The 23255-nt window shown below is 63.8% G+C and carries 24 protein-coding genes; 11 read left to right on the plus strand and 13 right to left on the minus strand.

Annotation, left to right across the window (positions count from 1 at the left end):
• Positions 1-24: 24 nt before the first annotated feature.
• Positions 25-2541: an RND transporter gene (locus tag BVU17_03020; GenBank protein AUG46539.1), complete on the minus strand. Its 2517-nt coding sequence runs from the start codon at positions 2539-2541 to the stop codon at positions 25-27.
• A gap of 3 nt (positions 2542-2544) precedes the next feature.
• Positions 2545-4470: a sialidase gene (locus tag BVU17_03025; GenBank protein ID AUG46540.1), complete on the minus strand. Its 1926-nt coding sequence runs from the start codon at positions 4468-4470 to the stop codon at positions 2545-2547.
• A 204-nt stretch (positions 4471-4674) separates the two neighbouring features.
• Here BVU17_03025 and BVU17_03030 point away from each other — a divergent pair, with 204 nt between their 5' ends.
• A complete protein-coding gene (locus tag BVU17_03030) occupies positions 4675-5295 on the plus strand; it encodes a transcriptional regulator (protein AUG46541.1) in 621 nt (206 codons plus the stop codon).
• Here the strand turns inward: BVU17_03030 and BVU17_03035 are convergent.
• The gene (locus BVU17_03035) at positions 5292-5864 is read right to left on the minus strand and encodes a response regulator (GenBank protein ID AUG46542.1); all 573 of its coding nucleotides are present in this window, start codon (positions 5862-5864) and stop codon (positions 5292-5294) included. The two genes, BVU17_03030 and BVU17_03035, sit on opposite strands and share 4 nt — an antisense overlap.
• Before the next feature lie 94 nt (positions 5865-5958).
• On the opposite strand from BVU17_03035, the gene BVU17_03040 reads away from it, so the two are divergent.
• Both BVU17_03040 and BVU17_03045 read left to right on the plus strand, forming a co-directional pair.
• On the plus strand, positions 5959-6567 hold the full coding sequence (locus tag BVU17_03040) for a hypothetical protein (GenBank protein AUG46543.1): 609 nt from the start codon (positions 5959-5961) through the stop codon (positions 6565-6567).
• Between the two features lie 76 nt (positions 6568-6643).
• Positions 6644-6931: a hypothetical protein gene (locus BVU17_03045; protein AUG46544.1), complete on the plus strand. Its 288-nt coding sequence runs from the start codon at positions 6644-6646 to the stop codon at positions 6929-6931.
• On the opposite strand, the gene BVU17_03050 is transcribed toward BVU17_03045, so the two are convergent.
• Positions 6928-7779 carry an NAD(+) kinase gene (locus tag BVU17_03050; protein ID AUG46545.1) on the minus strand — a complete coding sequence of 284 codons (852 nt, stop codon included), beginning with the start codon at positions 7777-7779 and terminating at the stop codon, positions 6928-6930. The genes BVU17_03045 and BVU17_03050 overlap by 4 nt on opposite strands.
• Before the next feature lie 108 nt (positions 7780-7887).
• Between BVU17_03050 and BVU17_03055 the strand changes: the two genes are divergently transcribed.
• Positions 7888-8997, plus strand: a complete 1110-nt coding sequence (locus BVU17_03055; GenBank protein ID AUG46546.1) for a KaiC domain-containing protein — start codon at positions 7888-7890, stop codon at positions 8995-8997.
• Here the strand turns inward: BVU17_03055 and BVU17_03060 are convergent.
• Entirely contained in the window at positions 8994-9707 is a 714-nt protein-coding gene (locus BVU17_03060) for a hypothetical protein (GenBank protein AUG48823.1), read from the minus strand. The two genes, BVU17_03055 and BVU17_03060, sit on opposite strands and share 4 nt — an antisense overlap.
• A gap of 157 nt (positions 9708-9864) precedes the next feature.
• Between BVU17_03060 and BVU17_03065 the strand changes: the two genes are divergently transcribed.
• On the plus strand, positions 9865-10308 hold the full coding sequence (locus BVU17_03065; protein ID AUG46547.1) for a universal stress protein: 444 nt from the start codon (positions 9865-9867) through the stop codon (positions 10306-10308).
• A 2-nt stretch (positions 10309-10310) separates the two neighbouring features.
• Here the strand turns inward: BVU17_03065 and BVU17_03070 are convergent, their stop codons facing one another.
• Both BVU17_03070 and BVU17_03075 read right to left on the minus strand, forming a co-directional pair.
• The gene (locus BVU17_03070) at positions 10311-10742 is read right to left on the minus strand and encodes a universal stress protein UspA (protein AUG46548.1); all 432 of its coding nucleotides are present in this window, start codon (positions 10740-10742) and stop codon (positions 10311-10313) included.
• A gap of 69 nt (positions 10743-10811) precedes the next feature.
• Positions 10812-12707, minus strand: coding sequence for an AAA family ATPase (locus BVU17_03075; protein ID AUG46549.1), 1896 nt, complete (start codon positions 12705-12707; stop codon positions 10812-10814).
• 87 nt (positions 12708-12794) lie between these two features.
• Between BVU17_03075 and BVU17_03080 the strand changes: the two genes are divergently transcribed.
• From BVU17_03080 to BVU17_03095, 4 genes are all read left to right on the plus strand, one after another.
• A complete protein-coding gene (locus BVU17_03080) occupies positions 12795-13586 on the plus strand; it encodes an endonuclease (GenBank protein ID AUG46550.1) in 792 nt (263 codons plus the stop codon).
• A 43-nt stretch (positions 13587-13629) separates the two neighbouring features.
• Entirely contained in the window at positions 13630-13965 is a 336-nt protein-coding gene (locus BVU17_03085) for a hypothetical protein (GenBank protein ID AUG46551.1), read from the plus strand.
• Positions 13966-14054: 89 nt separating this feature from the next.
• Positions 14055-14405 carry a transcriptional regulator gene (locus BVU17_03090; protein ID AUG46552.1) on the plus strand — a complete coding sequence of 117 codons (351 nt, stop codon included), beginning with the start codon at positions 14055-14057 and terminating at the stop codon, positions 14403-14405.
• Positions 14405-14707 (plus strand): hypothetical protein, encoded by a 303-nt coding sequence (locus BVU17_03095; protein ID AUG46553.1) that lies wholly within the window; start codon positions 14405-14407, stop codon positions 14705-14707. The genes BVU17_03090 and BVU17_03095 overlap by 1 nt, the downstream gene beginning before the upstream one ends.
• Positions 14708-14712: 5 nt before the next feature.
• Here BVU17_03095 and BVU17_03100 read toward each other — a convergent pair whose 3' ends face one another.
• A complete protein-coding gene (locus BVU17_03100) occupies positions 14713-15963 on the minus strand; it encodes a nuclease (protein AUG46554.1) in 1251 nt (416 codons plus the stop codon).
• Positions 15964-16018: 55 nt separating this feature from the next.
• Positions 16019-16411: a hypothetical protein gene (locus BVU17_03105; protein AUG46555.1), complete on the minus strand. Its 393-nt coding sequence runs from the start codon at positions 16409-16411 to the stop codon at positions 16019-16021.
• Positions 16412-16571: 160 nt separating this feature from the next.
• On the opposite strand from BVU17_03105, the gene BVU17_03110 reads away from it, so the two are divergent.
• Positions 16572-18131: a phosphoglycerate mutase (2,3-diphosphoglycerate-independent) gene (locus tag BVU17_03110; protein AUG46556.1), complete on the plus strand. Its 1560-nt coding sequence runs from the start codon at positions 16572-16574 to the stop codon at positions 18129-18131.
• 17 nt (positions 18132-18148) lie between these two features.
• On the opposite strand, the gene BVU17_03115 is transcribed toward BVU17_03110, so the two are convergent.
• Positions 18149-18817 (minus strand): RNA 2'-phosphotransferase, encoded by a 669-nt coding sequence (locus tag BVU17_03115; protein ID AUG46557.1) that lies wholly within the window; start codon positions 18815-18817, stop codon positions 18149-18151.
• Positions 18818-18934: 117 nt separating this feature from the next.
• On the opposite strand from BVU17_03115, the gene BVU17_03120 reads away from it, so the two are divergent.
• The gene (locus BVU17_03120; GenBank protein ID AUG46558.1) at positions 18935-19426 is read left to right on the plus strand and encodes a pyridoxamine 5'-phosphate oxidase; all 492 of its coding nucleotides are present in this window, start codon (positions 18935-18937) and stop codon (positions 19424-19426) included.
• 5 nt (positions 19427-19431) lie between these two features.
• On the opposite strand, the gene BVU17_03125 is transcribed toward BVU17_03120, so the two are convergent.
• The 3 genes from BVU17_03125 to BVU17_03135 are packed head-to-tail and all read right to left on the minus strand — an operon-like array spanning position 19432 to position 22969.
• Positions 19432-20253, minus strand: a complete 822-nt coding sequence (locus BVU17_03125) for a nicotinate-nucleotide diphosphorylase (carboxylating) (GenBank protein AUG46559.1) — start codon at positions 20251-20253, stop codon at positions 19432-19434.
• Entirely contained in the window at positions 20253-21830 is a 1578-nt protein-coding gene (locus BVU17_03130; GenBank protein AUG46560.1) for an aspartate oxidase, read from the minus strand. Before BVU17_03130 ends, BVU17_03125 begins: the two co-directional genes overlap by 1 nt.
• A gap of 2 nt (positions 21831-21832) precedes the next feature.
• The gene (locus tag BVU17_03135) at positions 21833-22969 is read right to left on the minus strand and encodes a quinolinate synthetase (protein ID AUG46561.1); all 1137 of its coding nucleotides are present in this window, start codon (positions 22967-22969) and stop codon (positions 21833-21835) included.
• Positions 22970-23255 lie beyond the last annotated feature (286 nt).

Raw genomic sequence — 23255 nt, forward strand, 5'->3', positions numbered from 1 at the left:
TGGTCGTCTGTCCTACTGACCCGGTCAGTCGTCGCCTTCGACGGGTGCGGGTGGCTGCGACCGCCCGAACCCGAGTATGCCACCGACCGACCAGTCAGCGTTGAACACCCGGTCCCAGACGACGAGCGCGGAGGGGATCACCAGTAGGGAAGCAAGGAACGCGTACCCGATCGACAACGCCGTCAGGATGCCGAACTGGCCGATTGCGGGGAACACAGCCAGCCCGAGCACACCGATGCCGAACGTCGTGGTGAGCATACTCCCGAACAGCGCCCCGCCGGTCCCGCGAACAGTCCGGTCTAGCGCCGTTTCGAGGTCGTTTTCCTCGAACTCGTCGGCGAACCGGTGGGTGACGTGGACAGAGTAGTCGACCCCCAGCCCGATGGTTATCGCCAGCATTGTCGCTGTGAGCGCGTTGAACGGGATGCTAAGCACCCGCATCGTGCCGCCGAGCCACGCCACCGTGACGACGACAGGAATGATGTTCACGAGACCAAGCGACGGCCGCCCTTCCAGCATATTGTAGATGAGAATGAGGAACACCGACGACCCGGCAAGCGCAATCGCCAGTGACTGTATGGCTGACTCCAGAATAAGGTCCGAGACGGCCTGGAACACGATGATTGAGCCGGTCGCCGTCGCCTCGTACCGGAAGTCCTCGGCAACGGTTCGCGTATCGGCGGTCACCTCGGCGTCGGTCGCGTCCGATTCAACCGTGTAGACGACGCGCGCGCTCCGGTAGTCCTCGGTGATGTACTCTAACGCCGTACTCCGGTCCGACGAGTCGAGCAGATACTCGTATATCTCCTCGAGGTTATCGTCTGGGACTCCGTTGTCGTTCTGGTCGTTACGCTCGACCATCCGGCGGAATTCGGGGTCCTCTGCTGCTCGGTCTTGAATGACCGTGACGATAGACGTCGACTCAGCGCGCCCGTCCTCTCGGACGAACGAATCCGGCGGGTTGTCACCCGCCCGATACATCTGCTCAAGCGCCGCATCGTTCCGCATTGGCCCCTCTACGTACACCGTCGCCTGACTGGACTGGGTCGTATCGAACCGGTCATCGAGGAAGTTCGTCACCTCCGTTACGGTGTATTCGCTCGGAGCGAACGGTTCCGGCAGGGATTCGACGAAGTCTGGATTCTCCTCGGGCGGCAGGAAGTCCTCCTGACTGAACGAGGTCGAGACGCCGGTGGCGTAGTAGCTGGCACCGACCGTGGATATCAGGATTAGCACGAGGAAGACGATCGGGGCGCGATTCGCGATGACGACACCGCCGCGCAACACGTCGCTGAGTGCTGAGTCTTCCGCGCCCAGCGGCGTCTCACTGAACGTCGGAATGGGGAAGCGCTGACGGAGCCGATCCAATTCTACCTTTGCGGCGGGTAGGAACACCCCGAAGATGAGGAAGGTAAACGTGATACCGACAGAGGCCACGTAGCCGAAGTCCTGAATCGGCGGCAGTGCACTGGTGAGATTCGCGGCGAACCCGATGACTGTCGTCCCCGTCACAATGAAGAAGGCGACGAGCAACTGGTCAGTCGTGATTCGCATCGACTTCTGGATAGACGCTCCGGTTTCGCGCTCCTCCCGATACCGGTTGACGGCGTGAATTCCGAAGTCGATACCGACCGCCAGCAACAGCGGCGGCACGGCGATGAGCATCTGCGAGAAGGGGATACCGGCAAGTCCCATGAAGCCGAACGTCCAGACGACGGCCATAAACAGCGCGATAAGGCCAAGCGCCATGTCTGCGAGGTCGCGGTAGGCAATCGTCAGGAAAAAGAGGATGAACAGCACCGCTGCGGGCACGGTCAGGATGAGCGAATCACTGACGACGTTCGAGAACTCGTCAGCGATGATGCCGCTCCCGAACAGGGTGATGCCACCGTTGTCAGCGCTGGAGACAGTGAATCCGGCCTGTTTCTGGATGCTCGTCAGCGGACTCGATCCGCCCTGGCCTGACCCGGACGAGATTCCGGCCGGAACCTCGTGCGTGACGACGCCGATCGTCGCCGACGCTGAGGCGGATTTGCGGTTGAAATCCTTGCTCAGTAGCGATTTGAACCGGGAGTTCCGCTCGGCCGCGCGCCCGACGGCAGCGTCGATTTCTCCCGGTGTCGCGGCTTCGACAGCATAGATCTGCTGTTCGGTCGTCTTCGCCTCCGGATCTAGCTGCTGGGCGACGATGGTAGCGGCGCTTGAGGTCGACGTGACACGGAGCGCTCCGTGCTCTTCCAACCGATGCTGTGACCTGAGCATCCGTAGCAGCGCCGGCTTCGCGAGCACGTTGTTCTCCCGCTGGATCAACTGCGTGCTCCCTGTATCCGGAGAGAAGGCCGGCGAGAACTTGTCGTTGACCTCCTGCAGTGCCTCTTCGGCCGGAAGCCCGGTCGTAAACTGTGACGTCCCGGAGTTGGTCGAGACGCTTCCGAGGCCGGCGCTGAAGACCACCGTCACGACCAGGAAGAGGAGCACCACCTTCCGTGAATCGTGGACGATGCGGTCGTCCGCCCAGTCGATGTAGCGCTGGTAATCCATGCGTTAGCGGAATCTGAAGTAGCCGCCGATGGCCAGGGCGGCCACGAGCGCGACGCCGATAATCGCGGTCAGTGGCGAACTGCCACCGCCGGAGTTGGTCACAGAGACGGGCAGTCGGTACGTGTCGGACACCGGCGTATCTCCGTCCGGCTCCTCGTACTGGAAGTCGAGCGAGACGGGATAGTTCTTCGTCATCGCGGCACCGCTCGCGCTGATACCGAACTCGATGGTCGCTGACTCGCCCTGGTCGAGGCTCTCGACGTACGCCTGGTCATCCGACACTGAGATGGGGTCTTCAGTGAACAGCTTCGCTTCGATGTCGGTTAGCCGCTCGCCCGCGTCGTTGGTGATCGTCACTTCGAGCGTGTTCGACCCGCCGACGTTGACAGACGCGTTCGTCGTCTCGACGATGAACTCGTCGGCGCTGCCGCCGACGCTCTGCCGGACTTCGAGCGTATCGCTCTCGCGGCTGTCGCCCTCGCTGTTACGGTAGTTGGCGACGAAGTCGAACTGCCGCGGGCCGGCGTTCGCGTTGTCCGACACTTCGGCGTCGAACGAGACGGTCGCCGACTCGCCCGGTCCGAGATCGCCGACCGCGTACTGGGTCTCCTTTGGCGAGATGTTGTCGTTGTCGCTGGCCCAGTTTAGGACGACGTTCCGAACCGTTCGGTCGCCAGTATTGGTGAGTGACGCCTCGATGGTCCCGTCGTCGCCCGCCTGAAGTGTCGATTCAACGTCCCCTAACTCGAAGGACTGTTCGGGCTCTGGCCGGATTCCGAGTGCGATATCGTCGTCAGCGCCGCTGTCGCCCTCCGGATCCTTGTAGCCGACCGTGGCTGAGATCGCATAGCCTCTGACGGACGCATCCTCGCTGGCGGACGCGTCAACGCTGACGGTGCGAGTCTCTCCGGGTTCCCACGTCCCGATGTACTGCTCGGCGGAGTCGGACTCGCCGAAGGCGATTTCGCTGCTCTGTGAGCGCAGGGAGACCGTGGCATCTCTGACAGCCACTGGCCCGTCGTTGTGGAGCGTGACGTTGTAGGTCCCCGAATCCCCGACGGCGACGTCACTGTCGACGCCCCGGACGCTGAACGTCTGCTCGCGGGCAGGCGTAATACCGAGCGAGGAGGCGGACGTACTCTTTCGTACCCCGTCCGTGTCGTCGAAGTCGACCTGAAGGTCGAACTGGTACGGTTCGGCTCTGGCGTCACCGCTCGCACCGACGCGGTACCGGAGCGTCCGCTGTTCACCAGCCTCCCAGGTGTCGATGAACCGGGAGCTACTGGTGTCGCTACCGACTGTGAGTTCAGGGTTCGTCGATTCCAGCGTTACCGAGGCTTCCCGGGCCGGTTCGTCACCAGTGTTCTCGACGGTGACCGCGACCGTCCCGACCGAGTCGACGCGCGCGCCGGAGTCGACGTCCACCACGTCGAAAGCCGCGTCGTCGTCGATTTCGAGTTCGAGTTCGATCCGTTTCGTCGTTGTCTCTTCGTCTCGTGCCCCGTCGTTTTCGGAGATATAGCTCGTGTACTCGTATTCGACGATGACAGGGACGGTGTAGTCGCCGGGACTTGCGTCGTCATCGACGCTGATGTCGAATGAAATGGGCTGTGTCTTCCCTTCCGGGACGGACCCGACGGCTTGCTTGCTCGTTGTCACCGTAATCGGGGCGTCTCCGTCGTTGACTTTGACTGTGGTCCCGCGAGCGGTCGTTACTTCGCTGCTCCGAACGGCCTGTGATGTCGGACCGGAGTCGACCGTCCCGCTGTTGACGAGCACAACGTCGAGTGTTGTTTCTTCACCGGGCGTAACGGTGTTATCGACGAACGTTGCGTCGAAGTCGGGACTCCCGGTCACGGCGCCGATCGCCGTTCCGGACGCCATGAGCAATGCGACAACAGCCAGCGTCAGTAATGTTCGTGGTTTCATGCGTAGGGACACTTCGGACATTTCTTGTCGTTGTTTCTGTCCGGAGCGGACGTCATGTCTGGGTAGTCGGGATATGTACCCACATACGTCTGTGCAGACTCCCGCCCGAACCGTGTACATCGAACGAACGTTCGGTCGCCTATCAACGTTGTGGTTCAGTAACAGTGGGAAGATATTTACAGCCCGAACGAATATTCGGTCGGGATGAGTGATGGAATTCCGTTTGCCGGGGAGCCGGCGGACTCGCACGAGGCGATAATGCGAGCCACGTTCCGCGCCCTCCGGGAATACGGGTATGCCGGACTTTCGATACAGCGAATCGCGGACGAGGCCGACCTCAGTAAATCGACGTTCTATCACCACTTCGATGGCAAGGAGGACCTCCTGCTGTCGTTTCAGGAGTTCATCCTCACGGAATTTAACCGCATCTTTCAGATCGAATCGACCGGCGACCCCGAGCAGGACATCAAGACGTTTGTCAGCCTTGTTCTCGACGATTTTCCCGACTGCGTCGAAACGCCGGAAAAGAACGCCGTGCTCGGTTCGTACGTCGAGATGCGCGCCCAGGCCGTCCAGAACCCGGACTTCCGCGAAAAGTTCACTGAGACAGACGAACTGTTCACCCGGCAACTCGTACAGATCATCGAGGACGGCATCGAACAGGGGGTCTTCGCCGATGTCGATCCCGAGACAGTTTCGCGGTTTATGATCACGATACTCGACGGTGTGATTCTTCAGAGCGCAACACGCAACGACAACCCTGTCGCCGAGATTCGGGACACTATCGACGAGTACATCGAAGAGACGCTGCTTCTCGGCGTTTAGCTTCGGCAGATAGACTGGTACGTCTCTTTCAACTCCTCGAAATCATCGTTCTCGGCTTGCAGCACCCACTCCAGCTCTCTGGCACGCTCTTTCAGCTCCGTATACTCGGTGCTCGATTCCAGTTGTGACGCGGACTTTTCCCGTTCCAGCACGGAGAGCTTCGACGAAATCCGGAAGTACTCGTCGAGTCTGTCGTCTTCCTGAGGCCTGTCGAGATGTTGATCGAGCGTCGACAGGAGCGTCGACTGGTCGACCGGCTTCTGAAGGTAGTCGTCGAAGGGCATCTCCAGAATGTTCAGGTCGGCATCGACCGCGGTCAGCATAATGATGACGCCGTCGTAGCCCCGCTCACGCAACTGTGACAGTACGTCGTCACCGTGTACGTCGGGCATTCGTCGGTCGAGCAACACAGCGTCGAACTTCGGGCCGGCAGCGTCGAGTGCTGCTTGGCCACTGTACACGGCAGTCGCCTCGTATCGCTCGCCGAGTTTCAGGGCCTGCGTGTCGGCGACATCGTGTTCGTCGTCTACGACGAGTACTCGCGGCGGCCCACCTGTAGTTCTGGACACAATATTAAACCATTCTAGGGCTGGCAACTGTATATGTTTTATCGGCAGCCGCCTCTCGAAAAGCGTTAATTGCTGGCCCATTGAAGCTGAACCGATGAGCAAGTCGTCGGCGGACACAGGCGGTCGACACCGTCTTGGCAGCCTCGCGGCCGTGGTCGGCTGGATAGGGGCAGGCGCGGTCGTGCTCGCCACCGTCGCGCTGGTGGTGCAGTCAGTGTTCTCACTCGGGCTCTCGAAACAGGTCACTGTCGGCCTCGGTCTGGCGCTTGGCGGCGGACTGGGCGGCGTCTCCTACCTTCTGGTGACTGACTCGCCCGGCGAGACGACCGACGAAACGATGACAGTGTCGGCAGATGCCAAGCAAACACCGGAGCCACAGCCGGTCGACCTCTTCGACGGGCATCCGGACCCGGTGTTGTACTTCGCCGATGAAGGTCACGGCCCGGTCGTGCGTGCGGCAAACGACGCGTTCGGGACCGCGTTCGACGTGCCGTCCGACCGGCTCAACGGGACAGCCCTTTCGGAAGCACTGCTCGTGGCTGGTATCGATGAAGTGGACGCCGAGACGGTCAGCACAGCTGACCTTGATGTCGTCGCCCTCTCGACGGCACCCGACGAACCGAGGCAGTTTCGACTGCGGACGGCTGGTGCCCCATCCAGCGGCTACCTCCTGCTTACACCGCTGGGGACAGCGGGGGATTGAACGGCCGAACGCCGCCCGCACGTCGGCGGCGTAACGGAACTTTAAAGATTCCATCCCGGCGAGATTCTGGATAGGAATGCTCGCGTCACCGCTGCAACTCATCGATAGTTTCCTGCTGAACTACACCATCGGTGATGTCCTGCTACTCGGCTTTGTCGGTGGGCTCGTCGCAATTCTCCCGCAACGGTCGCTCCGGATGCTGGGGCTACACACGATTGCGCTGGGCGCACTGCTCGTGATTACGCCGGCGTCGGCGATGGAACCAAACAGCGGGAGCGTCCTTGCGTCGGCGTTCCAGTACAAACTGTTCGGGCTGGTGTTGCTCGTCCTCGCGCCGGTGCTGTACGCCGTCGGTCGGCGTTAGGCCAACTTGTCCAGTGCGGTGAAAAAGTCAAGCGGGGGTCCGGCAAGCCGGACCGGTTCGCCCGCACGCGAGATTGTAATTCGCTCCGGCGGCACTACGTCTTTTCTCACTCGCCCGTCACTGACGACGACGCCGCTGTCGGCGTCCGTGAGTTCGATGGCGATTTCGCTGTCAACGTCGACGACCAGCGGCGGCGTCCCCATCTCGTCTGCCATCCCCGTGATGATGAGACCGGCCACGTCGGGGTGGACGAGCGGGCCGCGTTCGCTGAGGTTATACGCCGTTGAGCCGGTGGGTGTCGCCACGAGCACGCCGTCGGCGTGGCCGGACGTGTACAGCGAGTCGTCGACGTACACGTCGAGCGTGGCCCCGCCGCCGTGGCCGCGGCGCTCGCCCTGGACGACGACTTCGTTCAGCGCCGGCGAGAGCTCCCACTCGTCGCCGCTGGCCTGGAGCCGCGGCTTGGCCCGTGTCCGGGCGCTGCCGGTCTTCTGGATGTGTTCGACCTCCGCGACAACCGTCTCGACGGCTTCTTCGGGTGCGATAGCGTTCAGAAAGCCGACTTCACCGAGATTGACGCCCAGTATCGGTGTCGACCCCGCGCCACGGGCCGCGTACAGGAAGGTCCCGTCGCCGCCGATGCTCACGACGAGGTCACAGGCGGACATCTCCTCGACTGGGGCCGAATCAGGCACAGCAGCCTCCCACGCGTCGTGGTCGCCTAACGCGCCGGCCGTCGTTTCGTCCACGACGACGGCCGCCGACGTGGCGCGCAGTCGGTCACACAGTGTACTCGCAAGCGACATGGCCCGGTCGTTGTCCCGCTGCGCGACGATCCCGACAGTCATTGCCGGACGTTCCCGCCGACCGTATATAAACCCTCTACGACGGCACTTATATCCGTCCCGACGCGTATCCCCTTCCATGAGCCGTTCGTGTGGCTGGTGGTCGTGCGTATGAGCGAGGACGACAAGTCCGACGACGACTGGTTCGAAAGCGCACTGGACGACGAGGACGGCGACAGCGGACCGGTGGAGGCCGACGACGCTTCGGCGACACCATCCGAGAGCGACGCCGCGGAATCGGCATCTACCGACACCGGGCCGTTTGAGGGCGATAGCGACGACGGCGAGCGCAGTGGTGATAGCAGTCCGTTTGCTGACGACGGTGGCACCGCGTCTGGCGGGGAGAGCAGCCCGTTCGACGACAGCAGTGGAGACCCTTTCAACAGTGAGGGTGGGTCCGCCGATGTCGAGTCCTCCGGCGACGACAGCGGCGGACTCTTTGACGACGACTTCGCCACCGCGTTCGAGTCTGCCGGCAGCGGTGACGGTGACAGCGGCAGCGACTTCGAGGCGGAGTTCGAGTCCGACATCCCGCGGGTCGACATCGGTATCGAGGGTCTCGACCAGATGATTCAGGGTGGGGTCCCACAGCGTCACCTCATCGTCACCATCGGTTCGGCCGGAACCGGGAAGACGACGTTCGGGCTCCAGTTCCTTCACCACGGCCTCCAGAACGGGGAGAACGCGGTGTTTCTGACGCTTGAACAGTCTCACGACGCGATACTGGACACCGCCGGCGACCGCGGCTGGGGGTTCGAAGAGTACGAAGAACAGGACCAGCTAGCAATCGTCGATCTTGACCCGGTCGAGATGGCAAATAGCCTTGACAACATTCGTGGTGAGCTACCGGCGCTCATCGAGAAGTTCGGCGCTGACCGGCTGGTACTCGACTCCGTCTCGCTGCTCGAGATGATGTACGACGACCAGTCCCGGAGACGCACCGAAGTGTTCGATTTCACCCGGTCGCTGAAACAGGCCGGCGTGACGACGATGCTCGTCTCTGAGGCCAGCGAGAGCAACCCCTTCGCGTCCAGACACGGTATCATCGAATACCTGACCGACGCCGTGTTCATCCTGCAGTACGTCCGGTCCGACACCGGCGAGACGCGACTCGCCGTCGAGATACAGAAGATACGGAACGCGAACCACTCGCGGGAGACGAAACCCTACGAGATAACGAACGACGGGATCTCGGTCTACCAGCAGGCAAACATCTTCTAAGCCGTCGCCGTTCCGACCGACTCCGGTTCGTCACGGTCGTCGAGAGCCGCGTTGTAGCCACCAGCCCAGAGGTCCGTCGCCACGACCAGCACGTAGAAGGTGGCGAACGGACTGAGAATTACAGCGACGAGCGAACCGAGGAACGGAATCACGTTGAGTAAGTTCACCACGACGTTGACGGCGATGAACAGCGCAATCGAGACCAGCCACGGTGTTGCGTACTCCGGGGACAGGACCAGCGTCCGCAACGTCCCGAAATCGAACCCGGCTCCGAACTCGCCGGTACAGGCGAAGTGGATGATGCCTGCCGTCGCCACGTAGCCAAACACCAGCGACAGGACGAACGATATCGCCAGCCCGCCGAAGAGGCCGGCCAGGCCCGCGCCCGCCCCGGCACGGGTCCCGGTTGCTATCGCGAACAGGCTGCCGCCGACGGTCACCCCGAACACGACGAGCGGGACGAGCATGTACACGATGCTGATGGCCCAGGCCTTGAGCCCGTCAACGAGCAGTTCGCCCCAGTCTTCGAACGCCGGTGGCTGTGTCGCTCCGTCGGCCCGTTCGCGGACCGCCTGCACGAGATAACCGTACACGAGTATGACTGGAACGACGAGGAACGAGAGCAGGCTGAGGACGCCGCCGATGAGGATGGTTACGGTCCAGTCGTCGTCTTCCATTGGATATCTGAGTGTATCTTCGAGCGACTCCATGGCCATTGGTCACACTCAACACAGTTAGTTACAGACACCTTGCCGGGGTATTCGCTCGGCTTACCGCGGGACTGCGATGTGTCGACTTCAGCACTAATCCTCAGCAATCACACCAGCTTGCGGAACCAATAAATCACAACCGGGCGACAGGTGGGATATGGTACTACTCGTGCCCTTTGACGGCTCGGCCCTGTCGAAAGCCGCGCTAACGCGGGCGATGGAGTTCGCGGGCTACCGCGACGAGGATATCACTGCACTGTCTGTTATTCCGAACGATGCGGCATACGCGCGTGAACAGGGCTGGGTCGACGACACCGAGGAGTTCGACGTCGAAGCTATCGCCGACCGGATGCGAGAGCAAGCTGAGTCGGTCGCCCCGACGGCGTCGTTCCGCTACGAGGTCCCGGAAGACGTGAGTTCGATGGCGTCAACGACGACGGATATCACTCGGACGATCAGAGAAGTCGCTCACGAGGAGGGGGCCTCCATCGTGTTCATCGGCAGTGAGAACGCTGGACGGGTGTCGACGCCGGTCTGTAGTGTCGGCTCACCGGTGTCCGAAGACCCGCAGTACGACGTCCATATCGTCCGACACTCGTAGCGCTATCTGACGACGGTTACAGGCACAGATGCCCGTCTGACGACGATTTCGGCAACGCTGCCCAGCAGGATGCGGGACATCCCCGAGCGGCCGTGACTCCCCATGATAATCTGGTTGATGTCGTGGTCGTCCGCGTACTCCACGATGACCTTCGTCGGTCGTCCGACCTCGATGACGTGTTCGACAGAGTCGACACCGGCCTCGGTCACTTCCGATTCAAGCTCGTCGAGCAGGCTCTCTGCTGTGGCTTTCTGTTTTTCGTACCACTCCTCGGAGAAGGAGGGGATCGATGCCTCCGCGCTGTAGCCGGCCTCTGCGGGATTAATGACGTGTAAGAGAACGATGGTCGCGTCCGGGTGTTCCTCGGCTGCGAACTCACAGGCAACTGATGCTTGATCTGAGCTATCGACCGGAACGAGGATTCGCTTCGCCATACGACCACTTCCGCTGGGGCCGATTTGAATCTTCGGCCCCCTGCAATCGGCGCGTTGGTCTGGGGTCTCTCAGTCCCGCCCGTGGCGAGTCACACAGGTCGACAGGCCGATGAGTTCCACCGGCTCGGAGTTGTCGGGCGAGTAGACGACCCGCTGGCCTTTCTCCATGTAGGGGACCTTCGATTCCAGATTGCTGGGGATGTTCACCGCGGAAATGGCGTCTTCGTCGCCGAGATTGAGCACCATCGTCGTGTTGATCTGCTTGAACACCGGGTCGGCGATGTCCTGCGGGTCCTGCGTGATGAGATACAGGCCGAGACGCTCCTTCCGGCCCTGTTTGGCGGCCTCGGTGAACTTCCCGATGACCTTGCGGCCCTGGACGCTGTCGGCGTCGGTGAGGAAGTTGTGGGCCTCGTCCATCCCCAGCACGAGCGGCGTCTCCTTGATACGGTCGTAGTCGGGGTCGTTCGAGAGTTTCTGGTCGATGAGCAGGCTGGAGACGGCCAGCACGATGGTCGATGCAGTCCGGGAATCGGTGATGTGGTACGTCGGGATGACCGTCAGGCCGCCGTCGCGGACGAACTGGGAAATCTGGTCGGTGATGGGGCGGGCGTCCTGGTCGAAGACTGCGCTGAAGCCCTGGACGCGGCGCTTGACGGCGTCGAACGTAGCCTCGTGGACGTCACCCGCCTCGTCCAGTTCTTCCTTGAGCGCGGGGTCTCCGAGGAAGGTCCGGAAGTCGCTGTAGGTCCCGCTCTCGCCGTACTGGCGCTCGAACCGCGGGAGCAGCGTGTTTACCAGTGCGCCGTACTGGTTGTCGTTCAGGCTGGAGCCGGCGATGAGCCAGGGGTTGTCGTGGACGAGCGAGAACGGGATGGTGAACTCCACCTGTTCGGCGCGGTGGTGGCTGGCGTTGTAGTCGGCCCCCGCGACCTTCGGGACGAACGCGATGGTGTCGTCGTGGCCGCCGTAGGCGACGCCCTCCCGTTCACAGCGGCGCTCGAATTCGTCGGTCATCGCGGGGTTGTCGTCGTGCATCTGGGCGTACTCGTCCTGGGGGTCGAACTGGACGACGGCGAGTTCGGGCGTCCGGCCGTCGCCCATCTCGTAAGTCCGCCCGAGGTACTGCCGGAGGACGTTCTTGGAACTGTGAGTCTTCCCGGACCCCGTCCCGCCGGCAACGAGGGTGTGCCGGAACACGAGCGGGTCACCGGCGTCGTAGTCGTCTTTCAGCCGGTAGTCGATGGTCGGCGGCTCCGCGGCGGTGCGGACCTTTTCGCCGCCGACGGCGAGATGGCCCAGAAAGACACCGTCCTCGGGAATCTTCAGACCGGTTTTGATCTCGGATTTGTCGGTGGCCTCCCGGACGACGGTTTCGGGTTTTGGCACCCGGTCTGTCATCCGCCGCTTGAGGTCGCCGCTGTCGCCGGCACCGCCGGCTGCTTGCGACGTCTCCGACGTCGCGCCGTCGCTGTACAGCACCGCGACCGGCTCCAGTTCCGCGATGAACTTGAAGTCCCGCTCGTCGATGCCCCGCTCGCGCATCGCCCGCCGGGCGTGGATTTCGGTCGCGTCGTCGGCGTGAAACTCCTGTGCGTACTCCAGGGCCTTGATGCGACAGAACAGCCGCTCGCCGTCGGGGTACGGGACCAGCAGATACATTCCGATGCGCAGGCGCGAGCGGTTCCGCGCGGTGACATACGCCCGCAGGACCGTTTCCTCTGCTTCCTCGCTGATTCGGAGGCCGCTCGCTGCCGAGAGGACACCGAGGCCGGTGTCTGTTCCCGCCGGTGTCACGTCCATCTCTTCAAAGTCGGCATCCGCAGCTGGTGCTGTCGGGTCGGTGCCCTCTGTCGCGTCGACAGCCCGGTCACCGTCGTCGGTCGTCTCTGACGACTGTGCGGCCTCGTCGTCGGCCGCCGCGTCGTCGCCGTCGAAATCAGTGAAATCCCCGAGGTCGGACATACTCCAGTTCAGGGTAGCCGGGGATTAACACCTTTCCCCAGCGGTATGAATGTGAAACCTTACCCCGGTGGCTGTCAACGAACGCATATGAATCCGACGCGGGTGATGTCTTTCAATGTGCGGTACGACACCGCCGGAGATGGGGTAGACGGGTGGCCCCACAGGCGGCGGCTGGTCGCGGGGATAATTCAGTATCACAACCCCGCTATTATCGGGCTGCAGGAGGCGATGGCCCACCAGCTTCGGGAGCTAGAGGTGTTGCTGGACGGCTACGAGTGGGTCGGTGATCCGCGTGACCCCGTCGACGCCGGCGGGGAGCACACGGCTATCGGCTACCGGACCGACCGCTTCGACTGCGCGGCCACGAACACGTTCTGGCTCTCCGAACAGCCGGCCAAGCCGAGTAGCGTCGGTTGGGACGCCGCCTATCCCCGCGTAGCAACCTGGGCGCGTCTCCGCGACCGCGACACCGGTGAGGACTTGCTGTGCCTGAATACGCATCTGGACCATCAGGGGACCGCCGCGCGGACCGAGGGAATCGAACTGGCGCTCGACCATCTCGACTCCGTCGCTCGGGACGCGCCCGCGGTGTTGATGGGTGACTTCAACTGCGTGGTCGGCGAGCCGGCCTACGAGCGCGCTACGGGCCACGAACTCCCCGACGGCCGAAATCTCGTTGACGCCCGCGACACAGCGACCGTCACCCACGGGCCGACGACCAGCCGGACCGATTTCCACGACCTGCTCCCCGAGATGGGCATCGACCACGTGTTCGTTACCGAGGACGTGGCCGTCGACACCAGGGCGGTCATCGCCGACCGCGACGACGACCACTACGGCTCCGACCACTTGCCCGTCGTGGTCGACTGCCGACCCTGAGCCGGGGGAGAATCTTTTGCCGCTGGGGTCCCTACATGTGAGTATGTTGCTTATTCGGGGGACGGCAGGCGGGACGGCGCTGACCGGGACGCTGTACGAACCGGGCGAGGAGCCGCCCGAGTTCAACGGCGCGCCGGACGAGGGGACCCCCTACGTCTGGGTCTGTGACGCCTTCTACGAGGTCGAAAGCGGCGGTCAGGTCCAGTCCATCGGCGACCGCGAGATCCGAATCGCCTTCGAGTCCCCGATGCCCCGCGGCTTCGAGACGCGCGATGCGGCCATCGACGCGGCCAAGGAACACGTCCGAACCCAGTTCGCCCGACTCGGCGTCGCCGGTGAGACAGTGGATGTCACTGTCCAGCAGGCCGAGACGGCATAGCTGCACGGGCCTGTCGGAAGCCCCGTCCGTTTTCTGAGTCAGCGAACGACCGGTGAGTTATACCACGGTGCCGGGTGAACCCACTGCGCGTGGCCGAGGACCCGTCCCCGACTGAGGTGTTTGCCCTCCTCGATGACGAATACGCTCGCGCACTCCTTGCAGCCACGAGTCACAGACCGATGACTGCAACTGAACTCAGCAACGATTGCGACATGTCACTCTCGACCGTGTATCGCCGTCTCGGCGCGCTTGAGGACTGCGGCCTCGTCACTGCTCGAACGCAAATTGCGGATGACGGGCACCACGTCGACGTGTACGATGCACAGATGGACGAACTCACCGTACGCCTCACCGAAGGGACCTTCGACGTGAGTCTCTCCGTCGAGTCAAAGACACACGAGTTCGCTGATGCGCTGGTAGACCTCTGGGAGGGGCTCTAATGGAGGTTGCCGGCCTCTCCGCCGACACGTGGGTTACCGTGAACACCGCGTTCCACCTCGCACAGACCGGGGTCGGACTGCTCATCGCTGCATTGGCGCTCGTTGGCTACCGCCGACGGCGGACCCGCTCCATGCTCGCACTGGCTATCGGAATCAGCCTCCTCACCTTCGTCTCGTACCTCGTTACCCTGAGTGCCGTGCAGGTCCTCCCGCGAATGGTGTTTCCCCTTCCGGGCACTCTCACAGAACTCGTCGGTCTCCTTGTCTTGCTTTACGCTATCGTCTTGGCCCGCCGCGACTAGCCACTTCAGAACGATTCTTCGACGGCGCCCCACCGGATATCGTTGTACTCTCGTTCGCGGTCAGTCTCGAACGTCCGCTCGATGCGGCGGGTGAGTTCCTCGCTGCCCTGCCGGTCGATTTTGGCGAGCTCGTCGGCCTTCCCGATAGCCAGTGGCGGCCCCTGCTCTCGGGCCACGTCGTGGAGTATCTGCCGCGTGAGCTTGGCCCGGCACTCCGGGTCCTTGGTGAAGGCATAGGGGGCCTCGACGCGGAACACGAGGTCGGACCGGGGGTCGTAGAGAACGAAAAACGTCACCTCGTAGGCCTCGGGGTCGAGCGACCGCTCGATGCCCAGCGCGTCGCCGTCGGCGGCCATGATGCCGTCGGTGCCGCCCCGCGAGCGGAACCAGTTTGTCGCAGTGAGACAGCCGGTCTGCCGGTCGCCCCCATCGTCACGGCGCTCCAGTATCCGGCGGAAGAAAGCGGTGTCGTTCACCCACGGGGCGTTCGTTTTTCGGCGGAGGGCCCGCGTAAGGGCCTTCGTCGAGGAGTTTTTGATGAACCCGACCATCGGAACGTCCCGCTCGACGAACCGCTCGACGAGGTCGACGTAGTTGTTTACCACCGTCTTCGGCCGGTCGTCCTCCGCGAGCAGGTCGGCCAGTTCAGTGTCGCGGTCGGCCCATCGGAGCACGCCGGTCGGGTAGATGGGGCCATCGAGGATGAACAGGTCCTCGACCACATCGGCGTTTGTCAGCGCGTGCTGGCTCTCTGCGAGGTACAGCGCCAGGGCGTGGACGACCCGCTGTTCGTAGCGGTCGACCTGTGGCACGTCGAGGACCCGTCGCTTGGCGTAACCGCGGTCCCCACCCTGCCACTCGCCGCCGAACCCCAGTGTCGCGTCGTTCGAGTGCACGGCCATGATGATGGTCCGGCCCCGGTGGAGTTCGATGTCCGAGGGCACACTGCCCATCGCCGCCTGTGCCACGTCCAGTACCAGTCCGTTCTTGAACGTCGTCGGATTGATCGTCCCCGAGTCCAGGCCGTGCTGGGTCGGGAACGGCGGGTCCACCAGCGCGATGTCCTCGATGGGAACCTTCCGGCGGCGCTGCTCGTCCAGTGGCTCCAGAATCTTCGTTCCGTCCTGCCACAGCGGGTCGAGGAAACTGTCCCACACCTCCTCGGCGGCCGCCTCCTGGTCGCTCGTCTCGACGGTCTCGCGCACCTGCCCGGCGAGCTTGGCGATGCCGTCGACGTGCACCGGGTCCAGCGTCATGCCCGTGGGTTCGCCGGGACGGACATAACCCTTTGGTCACTCGCCAATTCGGTGGTTACTCCTTGCCCGACTCCTCGCGAAGCAGGCGCTCGATGGCCTCGGCAATCTCCTCGTAGGACTGCATCGTCAGGCCGTCCGTGGTGATGAGCACGCCCTGGCGTTCGGTCGTCGCCCGCAGGAGGTAGCCGTTCGAGAACGCACGGACGGTGAAACGGTAGTCGCCCAGTTCGGACTCCTGGTAGGCGTTTTTCGTCTGCTTGTACCCCTGCCACTCGTGGCCGACGAAGTCGTTGAGGTCGGCGTCCTGTTCGAGGTCGTCCCGAAGATAGAGCTGCTCGAAGTTCGCACGTGTGAAATACGTCACTGAGCGAAGCGAGTCGCCTGTCGCTGTCCGGGCCGTCGTAACGATTGCGTCGGCCAGATCGTCCGAGAGGATGTTCCGAGTCATGCCCGACCGAAGGCGGGCCACCCTCTTAATTTCAGGGTTCCCGATACCAGCAACGATAGCAGGGGAATAGCACCACCAGTACTGCCGAATTTCGCATCATCGACCGTCACGTTCGGCGCTGACCGACAGTGTATTACGCCGGTCGCGTGACCCACCGGGTATGGACGTCGGACTCATCATTCTGGACGGCTGGGGGCTGAACCCGGACGACGATGTGCGGGACGCCGTCGCCGCCGCCGACACGCCGAACTTCGACCGCTACCGAGACGCAGGCGCAGCGTCGACGCTTGCAACCCACGGCCGCCGGGTCGGTCTCCCGGAGGGCCAGATGGGCAACTCCGAGGTCGGCCACCTCAACATCGGGGCCGGCCGCGTCGTCAAGCAGGACTCCGCCCGTGTCAGCGACAGTATCGCGCGCTCCCGGGGCGAATCGCCGCCCGACGACGCCGCACAGGACCCGCCCTTCTTCGAGAACCAGACGCTGCTGTCGGCCTTCGAGTACGCCGAGGACCACGGCGGCCGGGTCCACTTCATGGGCCTCGTGTCGGACGGCGGCGTCCACTCGTATCAGGACCACCTCCACGCGCTCATCGAACTCGCCGGCGAGCGCGGGACCGACGCCGTCTCGCACGCCTTCACCGACGGTCGTGACACCTCGCCGACCGGCGGTGAGGGCTACCTTGCCGACCTCGAAGCCCACGCCGAGGCACACGGGACGGGCCACGTGGCCACTGTCTGCGGTCGGTACTACGCGATGGACCGCGACCAGAACTGGGAGCGGACCCGCCGGGCCTACGACGCCATCGTCCATCGAGAGGGCGACCACCACGCCGACGACGCCGTCACGGCGGCCACCGAGTCGTACGCCCGCGACACCACTGACGAGTTCATTGAGCCGACGACCGTCGGCGACCACGCTGGCCTCGAAGACGGCGACGCGGTCGTCTTCTTCAATTTCCGGTCGGACCGCGCCCGGCAGCTCACCCGAATGCTCGGCGATATCCGCCCGGACGCCTGGGGGGCCGACACCGAGCCGCCGGACACCCGGGTGGTGACGATGACGCAGTACGACGAGACGTTCGACCTGCCGGTCGCCTTCCCGCCGAACCAGCCCGAGGACGTGCTCGGCGAGGTGCTTTCTGCAGCCGGAAAGACGCAGATTCGGCTGGCCGAGACGGAGAAGTACCCCCATGTCACGTACTTCCTCAACGGCGGCCGCGAGGTCGCGTTCGACGGCGAGAGCCGCGAAATTGTCGACAGTCCCGACGTGGCGACCTACGACCTCCAGCCCGAGATGAGCGCGCCGGAACTGGCCGACACCGCCATTGAATTCATCGAGACCGAGGACCCCGACGCGATGGTCCTGAACTTCGCCAACCCCGATATGGTCGGCCACACCGGCGACTTTGACGCGGCGGTGACCGCCGTTGAGGCCGTCGACGAGCAACTGGGCCGCCTCGTCGAGGCGATTCAGACCGCCGGCGGGCACGTGCTGGTCTGTGCCGACCACGGGAACGCCGACGACATGGGGACCGAAGACGACCCGCACACGGCCCACACGACCAACCCCGTCCCCTTCATCTATCTGTCTCCCGACGGGACCGCTGGCGGACGGACTGCACGCGACGGCGGGACGTTGGCCGACCTCGCGCCGACGATGCTCATGCTCATGGGTATCGACCAGCCGGACGCGATGACCGGGACGCCGCTGGTCGAGTAGCGGGCGGCGCAATCACGCTAGTTTTCGACCAGTGAGAGATACTGCGGTGGCACGCGGGCAGTCGTGTACGTCTCGGTCCCGCGCTTGACAATCCGCCGGTCGTCGGCCTGCATCGCCGCGGCGTCGACGACGAACACGACAGGGTCGGCGGCGTGGCGACGCCCCACCTCGCGGGCTGTTGCGGCGGATTCGGAGAGGTGGACTCGCTGGCGGCCCATCGGCTTGAGCCCGGCTTCGCGTATCGAATCGGCGTTCTGCGGGGCGGTTCCGTGGTACAGCGTCGCCGGTACGGGGTCGTCGGTCGCGTCGAGAGTTACGCCGACGGAGTGCCCGTACGCCGCCCGGACCCGGCCGCCAGCGGCTGCCGCGCTCGACTCGTCACTGGTTCCCGTCCGCTCGAATCGCCCTTTCGGGTCCGTGGCGAGAACGCCGGCCAGTGCCTCACCATCGGCCCAGTCGTACTTCTGCTCGACTGCGACGCGGAGGGAATCGAACGTCGTCCACCCCGCTTCGTCTACTTCGATGCCTGCATCCTCGGGGAAATGCCTGAGCGCGCCCGAGACGAACTTCGAGAGCTGTCGTCGCCGTCCACCGTCGAGAACATGGCTGCCTCCTCTGTCACAGACCGGGCACGTGTCGCCCTCGAAGAAGCCGTCCTCGGGACACCGACGGACTGCGTCTGGCATGGGTAGGGATGCGTCGTGACCACACAAAAGCACCGGGTGGCCGGACGCGACGCCCCGGTATCGACAGTTTGCGCCACTGCCCTGTGGATTTATCATCACCTGCCGACAATCGGAGACATGACAGTTGCCGAACTGGAAGATTTCGGGATGCTCCAGATGGACAGCGAGGACATCGAAACGACCCTCGAACGGAAAAGCGTCGGCGTGCTCGGTGTCCCGACCGACTCCGCGCCGCTACTGCGCCCGCTCAGCTTCTGGTACGACGGCGACGCCGCGCTCTACTTCGTCTACGTCCTCGGTACCGACAGCCGGAAAGTGACGGCGAGCGACGACGCTGCTATTGCCCGGTTTCTCGTCTACGACATCGAGACGACGTTCAACTGGCGCAGCGTCCTGCTGACGGGTTCCATCGAGCGCATCCCCGACGACGAACGCAGAGCAATCGAAGAACAGATTGACACCTCCTGGAAGCCAGACGTGTTCGAACGCGCGGCCGAGACGGAGGCGACGGCGCTGTACCGGTTCCGAATCGACGACCGAGCCGGTATCAAGCAACTCGAACTCCCGCACGAACTCAGAACCGAATCCTCGTCGAGTCGGCCGGACTGATCGCTTCAGCCCGTTCGGAACGAGAAATCGAGCGTTGGCGCGGAGTGGGTCAGCGCCCCCATCGAGATGATGTCCACACCCGTTTCGGCGTACGCCGGCACGTCCTCGACTGTGATACCGCCGCTGGCCTCCGTGAGTGCATCGGCGTCGGCTGCCGTCACGAGGGTGACCGCGCGCTCGGTCTCGGCGGGGGCCATATTGTCCAGCAAGACGATGTCTGCGCCGGCTTCCGCGGCTCGCGGTGCATCTGCCGGAGCTTCGACCTCTACGTCGAGTTTCGTGGCGAAGGAGACCCGCTCGCGGAAGTGTTCGACGGCCTCGACAAGTCCCAGCTCGGCAATGTGGTTGTCCTTGACCATCACCATGTGTGAGAGGTCAAGCCGGTGGGTGTCGCCGCCGCCGGCCGCTACCGCTCGCTTCTCGACGCCGCGCAGTCCGGGGGTCGTTTTTCGCGTGCCGGCGATGCGGGGCGTGGAATTCGTCGCAGCCGATGCCGCCGCATCGACGGCGGCCCGGGTCTTCGTTGCCACGCCCGAGGCGTGGCCGGTGACGTTCACCGCGACGCGTTCGCCGCGCAGCACCGACTGCGCGGGGCCGTCGACGCGAAGCACCACGTCTCCGGCGTCGACGGCAGCCCCGGAGTCGACCGCTGTCTCAACCGCACAGTCTAGATACTCGAACACTGCAGTGGCAGCGTCGAGACCCGCAACCACGCCGGACTCCTTGGCTACCAGTCGTCCCTCAGTCGTGCCGGGCACGTCGTTGGTCACGTCGTGGTGGCCCACGTCTTCCCGGAGCCATCGCTCGATGTCGCTGTCTGCGAGCATCAGTCGGCTGTGGACTCCGGCGGGTCCTCGCTCGCGTCCACGAGATTGTGCGTGCCGACGCTCTCTTCGTTTTCGGCGGCGTGGCGCGCGATCAACAGGGCGGTGACGCTGGCGTGGCGGAGTTCGTACAGCGAGCGGCTGGTACGCGTGCGGACGTACGCATCCACTTCGCCCTTGAGCCGGCGGAGGACGGCCATCGCGCGCTGGAGGTCCGCGGGGTCGCGCACGACGCCGACATAGTCGTCCATCACCCGGGTCAGCCGCTGGAACTTGTCGCTGGCGAACCGCTTGGGCAGGTCCGGGTCGCGTTCCAGTAGTTCCGGCGCTTCGATGGGCTCCGGTTCGGCCCCGGCCGCGTCTTCGCCGGCGCGCAGACCCCAGACGAGTCCCTCAAGGAGGGACGTACTGGCGAGTCGGTTCGCGCCGTGGACGCCGGTCCGGGAGCACTCGCCGACGGCGTAGAGTCGGTCAAGCGTCGTCCGGCCGCGGTCGTCGACGGAGATGCCGCCACAGAGGAAGTGCTCGGCAGGGGCGACCGGGATTCCCTCGGTCCAGTCGACGCCGTGGTCCTCACAGCGCTGTGCGAGGTCGGGGAACTCCTCTGCGAAATCGAGTGGCGAGACGTCCAGCGTGACCTCGCCGGTGACCTCTCGCTCTGTTTTGACTGCCCGGGCCACCACGTCGCGGGGCGCGAGTTCGGCGTCGGCGTGGTAGTCTGGCATGAACCGCTCCCCGTCGCCGTTGCGGAGCAGGCCGCCCTCACCGCGGACGGCCTCGCTGACGAGGAAGGCCACGTCGCCGTCACGCTCGCCGCCTTCCTGTACGCATGCGGTCGGATGGAACTGCACGTATTCCATGTCCTCGACCTCGGCCCCGGCGAGTGCGGCCATGCCGATGCCGTCCCCGGTGGTGTTATCGGGATTCGTCGTCCGCGGGTAGAGGTCGCCGATACCGCCGGTCGCCAGGACGACGCTGCCGGCGAAGTAGGGGTCGACCTCGCCGTCGGATTCGAGCATCGCGCCGTGAACGCGGCCCTCGTGGCGGATGAGTTCCAGCGCGGCGGTGTCGTCCAGAATCTCCACGCGGTCGTGGTCGTCGACGTAGTTCAGAAACGGGACGTGAATGTGCTTGCCCGTTGAGGCGTCCACGTGGAGGATGCGGTCCTCGCTGTGGGCGGCCTCGCGGGTGAAGTCGAACCCATCCTGACTCACGGGCGTCTCCGACGCCCGCTCGTCCGCTCCCGTCGAGCGTGGCTCGACGCTGTCAAATTCAACGTCCAGCGTCTCCAGCAGCACGTCCTCGACAGCTTCGTTGGCGTTCTCGACTAGCACGTCGACGGCGTCGGGGTCGGCAGTGCCGTCCGAAGCGGCCATGATGTCTTCTTTGAACTCCTCGGGTGTATCCCGGGAAATGGCAATGCCGCCCTGTGCCCACCAGGATGAGGACCCTTCGGGGCGGGTGGCCTTCGTGGCGAGCGTCACGTCGTCGCCTTCGCGGGCCGCGGCGAGCGCCGCCGCCAGCCCGGCGATACCGGAACCGATGACCAGCACGTCCGTCGTAATCGGGTCGTCCGTCATGGTTAGATCTCCAGCATCCGGTCCATCGCGACCTGTGCCAGTTCCTTCTCCTCGGGCGCGACCTCGATGACGTTTCGCTCGCGGCCGTCGACCAGTTCCTCCAGCACCCACGCGAGGTAGTTCGGGTCGATCTGCCGCATCGCGTTGCAGTCCATACAGGCATCGCCACACAGCGGCACGACGTTCACCTCAGGGTGCCACCGCTGGAGGTGGTGCGTGAGGTGTATCTCGGTGCCGATGGCCCACGTCTCGCCGGCGTCGGCCTCGGCGACAGACTCACAGATGGTCGACGTGGAGCCGGCCACGTCGGCGGCCTCAACGACCTCGCGGCGGCACTCGGGGTGGACGATGACGTTCGCGTCGGGGTAGTCCTCGCGGACGGACTCGATGTGGTGCTCGCGGAACCGCTCGTGGACCTGGCAGTACCCCTCCCAGAGGATGACGTCGTTCTCGACGGCGTCGGCGGCGTCGGTCCCTTCGACGTCCCATGGGTCCCACTCGACAGTCTCGTCGGCCATGCCGAGTCGGTGAGCTGTGTTCTCGCCGAGGTGCTTGTCGGGCAGGAACAGGACTTTGTCGCCCTTCTCGAAGGCGTACTCGAAGGCCTTGTGCGCGTTCGATGAGGTACAGACCAGCCCGCCCTGCTCGGCACAGAAGGCCTTCAGGTCGGCGTAGCTGTTCATGTACGTGATAGGGATTATCTCTTCGTCGTCGTCCAGGGCCGCGGTCAGCTCCGCCCACGCGGCATCGACCTGCAGCGCCTCGGCCATGCCGGCCATCGGGCAGGAGGCCTCCATCGACGGGAGAATCACGGTCTGGTCGTCGTCCGTAATGATGTCCGCGGATTCGGCCATGAACGTCACGCCGCCGAAAATCACGTAGTCGGCGTCGGACTCGGCGGCCTCCTTCGAGAGCTGGTAGGAGTCGCCGATGAAGTCGGCGTGTTCGACTATCTCCCGGCGCTGGTAGTTATGGCCGAGGATGACCACGTCGTCGCCGAGGGTATCGAGCGCGTTCTCGATGCGCTCGGTCCGCTCGTCTGCCTCGAGATCCCGATACGTTGACGGGAGTTGCTCGAGGTTGTCGTACTTGAAGAGGCTGAGATCTGTCTCGAACGCGGCGGTTTCCATTTCGGGCACGATGTATCCACCTGTGGGTACTCACACTTCGGAACTACTTCGTGAAAACATTTTATCTTCAAAGAAGCAAGTTGGTGGTGGAAAGAATTGTATTTACAGTATTGGTGGCCAACTAAGTTCTGTTAGCAAAATTGGTGGCAACTATAATTCCGTTTCCGGTATTGGTAGTCCATCAATTTTTTATATCCGGATTTGGCGACCAATCCGGTTCTATATTCCGCATTGCCGAATCATGTTGTATGTTATTGAGTGACGAAAAAGGTTGATTCGACATCGCTGTCTGTTC

This window comes from Haloarcula taiwanensis (assembly GCA_002844335.1).
Classification (GTDB): Archaea; Halobacteriota; Halobacteria; order Halobacteriales; family Haloarculaceae; genus Haloarcula; species Haloarcula taiwanensis.

Bases quoted from the DNA above. Each gene is read 5' to 3' on its own strand.
- BVU17_03110 (AUG46556.1), top strand. From the start codon at position 16,572: ATGGACGTCGGACTCATCATTCTGGACGGCTGGGGGCTGAACCCGGAC.
- BVU17_03115 (AUG46557.1), bottom strand. From the start codon at position 18,817: ATGCCAGACGCAGTCCGTCGGTGTCCCGAGGACGGCTTCTTCGAGGGC.
- BVU17_03085 (AUG46551.1), top strand. From the start codon at position 13,630: ATGTTGCTTATTCGGGGGACGGCAGGCGGGACGGCGCTGACCGGGACG.
- BVU17_03100 (AUG46554.1), bottom strand. From the start codon at position 15,963: ATGACGCTGGACCCGGTGCACGTCGACGGCATCGCCAAGCTCGCCGGG.
- BVU17_03095 (AUG46553.1), top strand. From the start codon at position 14,405: ATGGAGGTTGCCGGCCTCTCCGCCGACACGTGGGTTACCGTGAACACC.
- BVU17_03045 (AUG46544.1), top strand. From the start codon at position 6,644: ATGCTCGCGTCACCGCTGCAACTCATCGATAGTTTCCTGCTGAACTAC.
- BVU17_03105 (AUG46555.1), bottom strand. From the start codon at position 16,411: ATGACTCGGAACATCCTCTCGGACGATCTGGCCGACGCAATCGTTACG.
- BVU17_03125 (AUG46559.1), bottom strand. From the start codon at position 20,253: ATGCTCGCAGACAGCGACATCGAGCGATGGCTCCGGGAAGACGTGGGC.
- BVU17_03060 (AUG48823.1), bottom strand. From the start codon at position 9,707: ATGGAGTCGCTCGAAGATACACTCAGATATCCAATGGAAGACGACGAC.
- BVU17_03020 (AUG46539.1), bottom strand. From the start codon at position 2,541: ATGGATTACCAGCGCTACATCGACTGGGCGGACGACCGCATCGTCCAC.
- BVU17_03055 (AUG46546.1), top strand. From the start codon at position 7,888: ATGAGCGAGGACGACAAGTCCGACGACGACTGGTTCGAAAGCGCACTG.
- BVU17_03065 (AUG46547.1), top strand. From the start codon at position 9,865: ATGGTACTACTCGTGCCCTTTGACGGCTCGGCCCTGTCGAAAGCCGCG.
- BVU17_03120 (AUG46558.1), top strand. From the start codon at position 18,935: ATGACAGTTGCCGAACTGGAAGATTTCGGGATGCTCCAGATGGACAGC.
- BVU17_03040 (AUG46543.1), top strand. From the start codon at position 5,959: ATGAGCAAGTCGTCGGCGGACACAGGCGGTCGACACCGTCTTGGCAGC.
- BVU17_03050 (AUG46545.1), bottom strand. From the start codon at position 7,779: ATGACTGTCGGGATCGTCGCGCAGCGGGACAACGACCGGGCCATGTCG.
- BVU17_03030 (AUG46541.1), top strand. From the start codon at position 4,675: ATGAGTGATGGAATTCCGTTTGCCGGGGAGCCGGCGGACTCGCACGAG.
- BVU17_03075 (AUG46549.1), bottom strand. From the start codon at position 12,707: ATGTCCGACCTCGGGGATTTCACTGATTTCGACGGCGACGACGCGGCG.
- BVU17_03025 (AUG46540.1), bottom strand. From the start codon at position 4,470: ATGAAACCACGAACATTACTGACGCTGGCTGTTGTCGCATTGCTCATG.
- BVU17_03080 (AUG46550.1), top strand. From the start codon at position 12,795: ATGAATCCGACGCGGGTGATGTCTTTCAATGTGCGGTACGACACCGCC.
- BVU17_03130 (AUG46560.1), bottom strand. From the start codon at position 21,830: ATGACGGACGACCCGATTACGACGGACGTGCTGGTCATCGGTTCCGGT.
- BVU17_03070 (AUG46548.1), bottom strand. From the start codon at position 10,742: ATGGCGAAGCGAATCCTCGTTCCGGTCGATAGCTCAGATCAAGCATCA.